This window comes from Ensifer adhaerens, assembly GCF_002940685.1.
GTDB lineage: Bacteria > Pseudomonadota > Alphaproteobacteria > Rhizobiales > Rhizobiaceae > Ensifer > Ensifer adhaerens_E.
Genome location: NZ_PNFP01000040.1, coordinates 1 through 10,543 on the forward strand (window position 1 = coordinate 1; position 10,543 = coordinate 10,543).

7 protein-coding genes and 2 pseudogenes are annotated in these 10,543 nt (G+C 61.7%); 6 read left to right on the plus strand and 3 right to left on the minus strand.

Annotation, left to right across the window (positions count from 1 at the left end):
• Positions 1-51: 51 nt before the first annotated feature.
• A pseudogene (locus C1A35_RS35255) lies at positions 52-292 on the plus strand (LysR substrate-binding domain-containing protein); the annotation flags it as partial.
• 784 nt (positions 293-1,076) lie between these two features.
• The gene (gene panD, locus C1A35_RS35265; protein ID WP_104668870.1) at positions 1,077-1,529 is read left to right on the plus strand and encodes an aspartate 1-decarboxylase; all 453 of its coding nucleotides are present in this window, start codon (positions 1,077-1,079) and stop codon (positions 1,527-1,529) included.
• A 58-nt stretch (positions 1,530-1,587) separates the two neighbouring features.
• On the opposite strand, the gene dinB is transcribed toward panD, so the two are convergent.
• Positions 1,588-2,670, minus strand: a complete 1,083-nt coding sequence (gene dinB / locus C1A35_RS35270) for a DNA polymerase IV (RefSeq protein ID WP_104668871.1) — start codon at positions 2,668-2,670, stop codon at positions 1,588-1,590.
• A gap of 25 nt (positions 2,671-2,695) precedes the next feature.
• A complete protein-coding gene (locus C1A35_RS35275) occupies positions 2,696-3,367 on the minus strand; it encodes an SOS response-associated peptidase (protein WP_104668872.1) in 672 nt (223 codons plus the stop codon).
• Between the two features lie 236 nt (positions 3,368-3,603).
• On the opposite strand from C1A35_RS35275, the gene C1A35_RS35280 reads away from it, so the two are divergent.
• From C1A35_RS35280 to C1A35_RS35290, 3 genes are read left to right on the plus strand one after another with little or no spacing between them, the layout of a single operon-like run.
• Positions 3,604-4,365: an ImuA family protein gene (locus C1A35_RS35280; protein ID WP_104668876.1), complete on the plus strand. Its 762-nt coding sequence runs from the start codon at positions 3,604-3,606 to the stop codon at positions 4,363-4,365.
• Positions 4,280-5,803: a Y-family DNA polymerase gene (locus tag C1A35_RS35285; protein WP_104668873.1), complete on the plus strand. Its 1,524-nt coding sequence runs from the start codon at positions 4,280-4,282 to the stop codon at positions 5,801-5,803. Before C1A35_RS35280 ends, C1A35_RS35285 begins: the two co-directional genes overlap by 86 nt.
• The gene (locus C1A35_RS35290) at positions 5,800-9,066 is read left to right on the plus strand and encodes an error-prone DNA polymerase (RefSeq protein ID WP_104668874.1); all 3,267 of its coding nucleotides are present in this window, start codon (positions 5,800-5,802) and stop codon (positions 9,064-9,066) included. Before C1A35_RS35285 ends, C1A35_RS35290 begins: the two co-directional genes overlap by 4 nt.
• 330 nt (positions 9,067-9,396) lie before the next feature.
• Here the strand turns inward: C1A35_RS35290 and C1A35_RS35295 are convergent, their stop codons facing one another.
• Positions 9,397-9,705 (minus strand): helix-turn-helix domain-containing protein, encoded by a 309-nt coding sequence (locus tag C1A35_RS35295; protein ID WP_234823135.1) that lies wholly within the window; start codon positions 9,703-9,705, stop codon positions 9,397-9,399.
• A gap of 98 nt (positions 9,706-9,803) precedes the next feature.
• Here C1A35_RS35295 and C1A35_RS35300 point away from each other — a divergent pair.
• Positions 9,804-10,466 (plus strand): annotated as a pseudogene (locus tag C1A35_RS35300) (LysR family transcriptional regulator); the annotation flags it as partial.
• Between the last annotated feature and the right edge of the window lie 77 nt (positions 10,467-10,543).

Here is a 10,543-nt window from a genome sequence, read left to right on the forward strand (position 1 = left end):
TGCAAGAAAATGGGAGAATGAACGCGATGTAGTGATGATCGATCTTGACGTCAAAATCCTCATGTGAGCTGCGACGACACTTTCTCGCTGGTATCGCTCGTCTCGGCTGGCCTCGGCATCGGCTTTGCGCCGGAATGGACGAAGGATCTGCCGAACCGTGGTTTCGAGCTTCGTCCGGTCAGGGGCGTCGATCTGAAGATCGGGTTTGGGGTTGCCTGGAGTAAGGAGGACCCGACGGCGTCGCGCGACGACATCATCGAATATTGCCCGGTCGCTGGTTCGGCCGGGGAGGGGAGGAGGGTGCACCATCGCGACCGGTTCCATCCCTCGATCGAGCGGAGCGTCTTGCCGGGGGTAGTCGGTCCCGGTTCCCGGCCTCTGGCCGGCGCTATGCTGAACCTCCTGCGGCGACCCTTTTAACCGGTCAAGTCGCGCGCGAACGGGCTCTGGCCGCGTGTCGCGGCCGGCGCCTGGTACGCTCACTTTTCAAGCCATCCGAGCCTGACAGCTCGGCTGCCGCTGACCTGTTCGGGCAGGTGAATGGGTGGCTTCTACGCTTGGCTAGCGAGACGGCAGACGGCTGCATTGTCCTGGAACTCGCGCAAGCCCTTGTAGGGGGCCGCAGCTTCTCGTCGCTTGTCCGCGCCCGGTATTCGATCTCTGCTATGAGCGTCGACTGCAGCCACGACAATACGTTTGGGCGGCGCGCCTAGTACGTTCGCCGTACGGACTGCAAAGCAGAGATCAGTAATGTTTCGCGCATTGTGGCGTGCGCCGATCATCAAGAGATCCGTCAGTTGAGTAGGTTGATATATTAGCAAAACCGTACCGGATTTGCCGAAAGCGACCTTCCTTGCGTGGGTCTTTGTTCGTATCTGGGTGCATCGGCTTGGCCGATGGAGTTTTTCTTCCCCGTGTTCAGAGAGCCATCTGGATGCGAGCCTTGCCCCGCCTTCCCCGGCGGGGTTTTCTTTCAACCTTCGTCGTTTACCCCTGAGCCGGACACGCGGGCGCTTCCTTTCCCTGTCCAAAACCGGGTTGCGGCGAATCCTGATCGAAGGAATGTGTGAGGAAGCATGAGAAAGCTGGTCGCAGGAAAGCTTCACGGCATCCATGTCACTGAGGCGAACCTCAACTATCATGGGTCGATCACGCTTGACCCGGATCATTGCGAGGAGGCCGGTATCCTGCCGATGGAGTTCGTCGAGATCTGGAACAAGAACTCGGGCGCCCGCATCTCCACCTATGTCATCCTTGGTGAGCGCGGATCCAGGTGTTGCATCCTCAACGGTGCGGCCGCGCGCACCTGCCAGCCCGGTGACCAGATCATCATCTGCAACTCGGTCTATCTGGATGAAAGCCGGCTTGTCTCCTTGAAGCCAAAGATCCTAACCTTCGACGAGGACAACCACATTCGAGATCGCCTCACTTACTCTGTCGGGGTCGATGCATCAGGCAAGTACACGTTCGATATCCTGGATGAGACCGAGACGGCGTTGTCGATACCGCTCATGGTGTCCGGCGGCTGATTGTGCGCAGAGGCGGCTGGGTCTGATGCCGCTGGCGCGGCCAGCTTTTTCGTCTTCCTCAAAGTGCGAACGAGAACTGCGGTGCGCTTTCGAGTTTCGCGCGCTCAAGCGACGACAGCGTCACGCCTAGCAACCGGATGCCTTTTTGAGCAGGAAAAAGCGGCAACAACAGCATCGTCACGATCGCTGCGAGCTCGGCGGCACTCGCGATCGGGGCCGCGGTTGTCTTGCTCCGCGTGATCTGCGTGAAATCCGCCCATTTTACCTTGAGCGTCGCGGTCTTGGCGCAAATGCCGTTCGCCTCGCAATAGCGCCAGACCTTTTCGATCAGCGGTTCGAGGCCGGCTTGAGCCGTTTCGAACTCGTGCACGTCGACCGAGAATGTGTCCTCCGCACCGATTGACTTGCGCACACGGTCAGCCTTGACCTGCCGCTCGTCGACGCCACGGGCGATCCAGTAGAAGTATGGCCCCGATTTTCCGAAGTGCTTCTGAAGGAAAGCGACATCGTGTGCCTTCAGATCGGCACCCGTTTCGATGCCGAGTTTGTGCATGCGCTCGGCGGTCGCAGGTCCCACACCATGGAACTTCTTGACGGGCAAAGCCTCGACGAAGGCAGGACCGTTTTTCGGGGTGATGACGAAGAGGCCGTCGGGTTTTCTCTGGTCGGACGCCATCTTGGCAAGGAACTTGTTGTAGGAAACGCCGGCCGAAGCCGTCAGCCCGGTCCGCGCTTTGATTTTCGCGCGGATCTCCTCGGCGATCTCGGTCGCAAGCTCCATTCCCTTGAGGTTTTCGGTAACGTCGAGGTAGGCTTCGTCGAGCGAAAGGGGTTCAATCAGAGGCGTATACTCGGCAAAGATCGCATGGATCTGCGCAGACACCGCGCGATAGGCGTCGAAGCGCGGCCTCACGAAAATCAGCTCCGGGCATTTCCGCTTGGCGGTGACGGACGGCATGGCCGAATGAACGCCGTACTTTCGCGCCTCGTAGCTTGCCGCGGCGACCACGCCGCGCGCCTCGCCGAAGCCGACCGCAATCGGAAGCCCGCGAAGCTCTGGATTATCCCGCTGCTCCACCGATGCGTAGAAGGCATCCATGTCGACATGTATGATCTTTCGTGTGCGCTCAGAGCGTTCCATCAGCGATCACCCGACCTGCGACCTGTCATAGCAAGAGGTCTTCTTCGGGCAGGACCGCAGGAGGCTCGACGACAACCAGCATGTTGCCCGGAAGCGGCCGTTGCAGGTGCTTGACCTCGTCCCAGGCACCGGTGAGCCACAGGTCCACCTCTTCCGGTGTTGTCAGGACGACCGGCATGGCCTTCTCATGGAATGGAGCGACGATCTCGTTCGGGGTTGTGGTGAGGAAACCGAAGAGCTCGTATTCGCGCTCACCGTCGCGCACGCGCCTGACACCCTTCCACGGTGTCCAGAAGCCCGCGAAGAACATAAGCGGCCGATCCCTAGTTCCGGCAAACCAGACATTCGGGATCTTCCCGCCGGGAACCTTGGCGGCCGGATCCGGCTCGGCAAAGGAAGTGAAGGGCACGACGCAGCGACTGGTCGGCCCGAGCCAACGTCTCCAGTGCGGCGAAGCAACATTGCGGATGTTCGTGACGCCAGGATCGTAGTTCTTCACAAAGGCCGGCGGCGAGGGCATGCCCCAGGTGATGCGCGCGATCTCGCGCTCTCCGTCGTCCCCAACGCGAACGACCGGAGCCTGATAACCCGGATAGACGTCATAGGACGGCTGGTTCCAGCCCGCCTTGTCTCGAAAGGCTTTGGTGAACGCAATCACGGCATCGCGTGTCGTGGTGATATTGTAGAGATTGCACAAAGTTTCAGTCTCCCGTTCTCACCTTTGCTTCATACCAGCGACCGGACAGCTCTGTCGCCGCTCTCCAGCGCACCGATGCGTTCAATCTCAGCAACGGCCCATGCCTCCACTTGTTTGGATCGCAATCAACAGGCCCGCTTCTGAACGCCGTTGACTCGAAACTCAAATAGGAACAAATAGAGAACATACCAACAGGAAACACTAATGCAAAGCCCCAAGGAGATCTTCTTTCCCAAATGCCCGATACAGTTGCCAATTCGATTGTTGCTGAGCTACGGGACCGGATCCAGCGTCTCGAAGGGCCGAGCGGTCGCGGGCGACAGGTCCTGCCGTTTGGTGTCTCGCAGATCGATCGGCGCTTGCCGGGTGGGGGGCTTGCACTCGGCTCGTTACATGAGGTCGCCGGCGGCGGCAACGGTGCGATCGACGGTGCGGCGGCCGCGCTCTTTTCGGCGGGTATCGCGGGCCGCACCAAGGGCAAGGTGCTCTGGTGCGTGACGCGGCCGGATCTCTTCGCGCCGGCGCTTGCCCAGGTGGGACTGGCGCCGAGCCGCATCATCTATGTGGAGGCCGGCGACGAAAAGGTGCTGCTTGCGTGTATGGAAGAGGGGCTGCGCCATGGTGGGCTCGGTGCCGTCGTCGGCGAGCTCGCCCGCCTTCCGATGAACGCCTCGCGCCGCTTGCAGCTTGCGGCCGAAGGCTCAGGCACCGTGGGCATCGTGATCCGCCGCTGGCGGCGACAGGCCGAGGCGTCGGATTTCGGGCAGCCGACAGCATCGGTCACGCGTTGGCGCGTATCCGTTTTGCCGTCCACGCCCTTGCCAGTTCCAGGTGTCGGCCGCGCGCGTTGGCTAGTCGAACTCATCCGCTGCCGCGCCGGCGAAAGTGCAGATTTCGAAGTGGAGGCCCCAGATGCCAAGGGTCGTATCGCTCTTCCTTCCGAGCTGGCCCACGGATCGCCTGAGGCGCAACCTCGGCGAAGCGGCGCCGCCGGCTGAGACGCCTCTCGTCCTTGTCGGCCACCAACAGCGCCGGCGCCTGGTGCTATCGGTGAACGCTGCGGCGATCGCCGCGGGCTTGAGGCCCGGCATGGCGGCCACGAAAGCTCAGGCACTGGTGACGGGCCTTGTCGTCATGGACGCCGATCCTGTGGCAGACCAGGAAGCACTTGAACGCTTGGCACTCTGGGCGCTGCAGCGTTACGCGCCGATCGTTGCCGCCGATCCCCCCGATGGCCTCGTGATCGACACATCAGGTGCCGATCACCTGCATGGTGGCGAAGAACTGATGCTGTCCGGCATGGTCAATCGGTTCTTTGGATCCGGCATCGAAGCCCGGGCGGCGGTCGCCGATACCTGGGGGGCGGCCCATGCCGGCGCCCGGTTTCTTGCGCGGCCAACGCACGTCATCGCGCCTGGAGGACAGCGGGATTTGGTTGAGAGGCTGCCCATTGCAGCGCTTCGCCTCGATTCCGCAATTGTCCATGGCCTTCGCGTGCTTGGCTTCAACACGATCGGTGAGGTGGCCGGCGTGCCGCGGGCGCCGCTTACGCTTAGATTTGGGCCCGAGCTCGGCCGCCGGCTCGACCAGGCGCTGGGAAAGGTCGCCGAGCCGATCGATCCGGTTCGCACGCCTGAACTTATCGGAGTCCGCCGATCATTCGGTGAGCCGATTGCGGCTGCCGAGACGATCGCGCGCTATGCCGCCAATCTTGTGGGTGCGCTCTGTCGAGTACTGGAAGAAAAGGGCCTTGGCGCGCGACGCGTCGATCTTCTCTTCCACCGGGTCGACAACACCTACCAGGCGATCCGGGCCGGCACCGCAACGCCTGTTCGTGACGCCAAGCGTCTGACACGGCTCATCACCGATCGGATCGAGACCATCGATCCCGGCTTCGGGATCGAAATCATGTCACTGACGGCGACCCATGCCGAGCCGCTTGTGGCAACCCAGGTCATCTCCTCGCTGGTCGAGGAGCCGGAAGCGGATGTTTCCGGCCTGATCGACATCCTGGGAAACCGCATAGGTGCACGGCGGCTCTACCGCTTCGCACCTGTTGCAAGCGACGTGCCCGAGCGCTCAATCAATCGCATCGCTCCGATGGCACCGGACGAAGGCCTCGGCTGGCCCGGCCATTGGCCACGGCCCATACGTCTGCTGCTCCGTCCTGAGCCTATCGAGACGATGGCGCTGCTTCCCGATCATCCGCCGGTCAGTTTCACCTGGCGCGGCGTGCGCCGGCGGGTGAGGCGCGCTGACGGGCCCGAACGCGTGTTCGGCGAATGGTGGAAACGCGATGCGGAGCTCGTCGCCGTGCGCGACTATTTCCAGGTCGAGGATGACGCCGGAGAACGTTACTGGATCTTCCGCGCAGGCGACGGCGAACACAGCGAGACTGGCAGCCACAAGTGGTTCCTGCACGGGATATTCGGATGACGAGCCCGCGCTATGCCGAGCTGCAGGTGACCTCGCATTTTTCCTTCCTGCGCGGCGCCTCCTCGTGCGAAGAGCTCTTTCAGCGTGCCGCGGAGCTTGGGCTCGAGGCGCTGGCGGTAGTCGACCGCAACAGCCTCGCCGGCATCGTGCGCGCGCATCAGGCCGCGAAGGATGTTGGAGTGAGGCTTATCGTCGGTTGCCGCCTCGATCTCGATGACGATTTGTCCGTTCTCGTCTATCCGACCGACCGACCCGCCTATGCGCGCCTTTGCCGGCTGCTGTCGCTCGGCAAGAAACGCGGCGGCAAGGCGAAATGCCGCCTCGGCTGGTCGGATCTCGTCGCCTACGGCGAGGGCCTGATCGCGGTCCTTCTTCCGGATGCGGCCGATGAGGACTGCGCGCTCAATCTTCGCCGCCTGAGGCAATCCTTCGGCGATCGGGCCTACCTGGCGCTGACGCTCCGCCGTCGGCCGAACGACCAGTTGCGGCTTCACGACCTCTCCAATCTGGCGGCTTCGATCGGCGTGCCGACGGTCGTCACCGACGACGTCCTGTTTCATGTGCCGGAGCGGCGAATACTCCAAGACGTCGTCACCTGCATTCGCCACAACATCACTATTGACGAGGCGGGTTCGCGCCGCGAGCGTCACGCCGACCGCTATCTGAAGCCGCCTGAAGAAATGGCGCGTCTCTTTGTGCGCTACCCGCAAGCGCTTGCCCGAACCATCGAGATCATGGGCCGGTGCCGTTTCTCGCTCGACGAGCTCGCCTATCAATATCCGGAAGAGCGCTCCGGTCCGGAGCTGACGGCGCAAGAAACACTGGCGCAGCTCACATGGGAGGGCGCCAAATGGCGCTATCCCGAGGGGCTGCCGGCGAAGGTCAGAAAGAACCTCGAGCACGAATTGCGGCTGATAGAGAAGCTGCAATATGCGCCCTATTTCCTGACGGTGAACGCGATCGTGCGCTTTGCCCGCTCACGGGACATTTTGTGCCAGGGCAGGGGATCGGCTGCCAATTCTTCCGTCTGCTATGTGCTCGGCATCACATCCATCGACCCGGAGATAAACGACCTTCTCTTCGAGCGCTTTGTCTCGGAGGAGCGGCGTGAGCCGCCGGATATCGACGTCGACTTCGAGCACGAACGCCGCGAGATCGTCATGCAATGGGTCTTCGACACCTACGGCCGCGATCATGCTGCCCTTTGCTCGACCGTAATCCGCTATCGCTCGAAAGGCGCCATTCGCGATGTCGGCAAGGCGCTTGGGTTGCCCGAGGACATGACGAAGATGCTGTCCTCTCAAGTGTGGGGCTGGGGCGAGGATATCGGCGAGAAGCATGCCGAGGAGCTCAATCTCAATCTTTCCGACCGACGCCTGCGGCTGACGCTCGATCTAGCTCGCCAGCTGATGGGAGCGCCGCGTCACCTGTCGCAGCATCCGGGCGGCTTTGTCCTGACGAACGATCGCCTCGACGAGCTCGTCCCGATCGAACCGGCGGCCATGGCCGACCGGCAGGTGATCGAATGGGACAAGGACGACATCGATATCCTGAAGTTCATGAAGGTCGATTGCCTGGCGCTCGGGATGCTGTCGTGCATTAAGCGCGGCTTTGATCTGCTTTCCGAGCACAAGGGCATCAATCTTGATCTCGCGAGCATTCCGCCAGAGGATCCGCGCACCTACGCGATGATCCGGCGGGCCGACACGCTCGGCACCTTCCAGATCGAGAGCCGCGCGCAGATGTCGATGCTGCCGAGGATCAAGCCCCGTACCTTCTATGATCTCGTCATCGAGGTGGCGATCGTTCGGCCCGGTCCCATCCAGGGCGACATGGTGCACCCCTATCTGAGGCGCCGCGAGGGCAAGGAGGCAGTCGTCTTTCCGAAGCCCGAACTGGAGCAGGTGCTTGGCAAGACGCTAGGGGTGCCGCTCTTCCAGGAACAGGCGATGCGGGTCGCGATCGAATGCGCCGGCTTCACGCCGGGCGAGGCCGATCAGTTGAGACGCGCCATGGCAACGTTCAAGCATACTGGCGGCGTCTCGAAGTTCGGCGAGAAGCTAGTTCGGGGCATGGTCGCAAACGGCTATGAACCGGATTTTGCGATCAAGACCTTCAAGCAGCTCGAAGGTTTCGGCAGCTACGGCTTTCCCGAAAGCCATGCTGCCTCCTTCGCGCTGATTGCCTACGCCTCCTCCTGGCTCAAATGCTGGCATCCCGATGTCTTCTGCGCGGCGCTCCTGAATGCCCAACCGATGGGCTTTTACGCGCCGGCCCAGATCGTGCGGGACGCGCGCGACCATGGCGTTGAAGTCCGGCCGGTGTGTGTGAATGCCAGCCGCTGGGATTGCTCGCTGGAGACAGCGGAGGATGAAACTCGCTTTGCCGTCCGCCTTGGTCTTCGCATGGTAAAGGGGCTGGCCAACGCTGACGCCGCGGCAATCGTTGCCGCGCGCGACGAACGACCTTTCGAAACCGTCGACGATCTTTGGCGCCGGGCAGGGGTTCCGGCCGCCTCCTTGGTTCAGCTTGCCGAAGCCGATGCGTTTCATCCGTCGCTGAGCCTTGCACGGCGCGAGGCGCTCTGGGCGATCAAGGCATTGCGTGACGAGCCGCTGCCGCTGTTTGCGGCCGCCTCTGAGCGTGAAAGCCGGACCGTCGCAGAACTCGACGAACCGTTGGTGGTGCTCAGGCCCATGACTACAGGCGGTGAGGTGGTCGAAGACTACGGCCATGTCGGCTTGACACTGCGCAGCCACCCCCTCTCGTTCCTGCGCGCCGATCTGACAAAACGCCGCATCGTCACCTGCCGGGAAGCGTTGCAGACACGCGACGGAAAATGGCTCGAAGCCGCAGGCCTGGTGCTCGTCCGCCAACGGCCGGGTTCGGCCAAGGGCGTCATGTTCATCACCATCGAAGATGAGACCGGGATCGCCAATCTCGTCGTCTGGGCAAAGACCTTCGAGACGTTTCGCCGGGTGGTGCTCGGCGCCGGCATGCTCGGCGTCTATGGTCGCGTTCAACGGGAAGGCGAGGTCGTGCATCTCGTTGCCCATCGCCTGACCGACCTTTCAGCCGAGCTTGCAAGCGTTGGCGACCGAGATGCCAGTTTTCCACTTCCGCATGGAAGAGGCGACGAGTTTCATCATGGGGCGCCGGCACCCGATCCTCGCGGTCTGCCAAAGGGGCCGCGGCCGCGTGACATCGTCGATCCTTATCTGCATCTCGATCAGATTAAGGTGAAGACACGGGATTTTCGGTAAGTGAAACCGCGCGTTCGGCGCCAAGCAAGCTTCGCCGTGCGAGTAAACCGGGATCAGCTAGGGCAGGGCGCGAGTTGAAAGCCGGGGCTTCCCAACTTACAACCGGTTTTTTGCTAGATATCGGCCGACCATGCCTGACAATGAAGAAATCGAAGCTCTCGAGGCAAAGCTGAACGATCTAAATCTCGGGGTTAGCTTGATCTGTCAAGCTGAGCGGATCGCGGGCTCATCTCAATGAGCACCTCATGCTGAGCGCGCACGCATGCGGGCTGAACATTTTGAAACGATCTGGCAACTAGTGCGGCTCGGCCGCTCAAAAGGTTCGCCACCTTAGCGATTTGCCAATCGCACCCCTGGACCACCGTCAGGCCCCGGCCCGCTTTCGAAGAAGATAACGCCTCGCTCTTCGTAGACGCGTTTGATTGCTTCAATTGTTACTGGTTGAGGCCCCCTTGGGCCCGCATCATCCTGCTCAACACGGCTGACCGTATTCGCCGTAACTTTGGCGAGTTCAGCGACTTCCCGCACTCCGAGCTTCAAAATAGCACGCGCAGCACGAGCTTGAGCAGGATTCACGACGACCTCGTATTTATTTCGATACACGGTATTGACAAATACCCAGACGCTATATAGATACACTGCATCGATATTTCCTTCAACGATTCCGCGTTGTTCGCTGGGCGTATTCCGTCCTGCGCGCGCAGACCTTTGTCTTATCCGAACAACGGAGCGACGCCATGGAACTGCGCCAACTCTCGTTTTTCGTTGCTGTGGCCGAAGAGCTGCATTTCAACCGGGCGGCGGCGCGCATGTGCATCGCACAGCCGGCGTTGAGCGCGCACATCCAGGCGCTGGAGAAGGAGCTCGGTGTGCGGCTGCTGGAGCGGTCGACGCGTCGGGTCGAGCTTACGCGGGCAGGGGAGGTGTTCTACGATCGGGCGGTGCGGATCATCGGCGATGTCGGGCTGTCGATGGATGTGGCGCGGTCTGCCGCCGGCAAGGCGGCGCGGACGATCAAGATCGGAACCGTCTATCCAGCAACGATCGGCGTGCTGCCGGCGTTTCTGTCTCGCATTGGCCGTAAGTTTCCTGACGTCGCGCTGCATGTGACGAGCGGCTCGACCAGCGACATCATTCGCGGACTGGAGAATGGCCAGATCAATCTCGGCTTCATCCGTCCGGTCGAAAACATCGGCTCCTTGCGCTTCTTCTCGATCGCGCATGAGCGTTATCTGTTGGCGGTCGAAAAGACGAGCCCTTTGGCGCTTCGAAGCGAGATCGACATCGAGGATCTGAGGGGAGAGAAGATCATCGCCTTTTTCCGTCAGAACCTCTCCTATTCCGAGCGCTACTTCTCCGAGATGTTCGAGACCCATGGTCTGTCCGGCAACATCGCCTATAGATCCCATGAGGAGTGAACAGCGGTCGGCGCTCTGGCAGAGTGAGGCTGCATCAAAGCACTCGCTCAGGAGGAGTA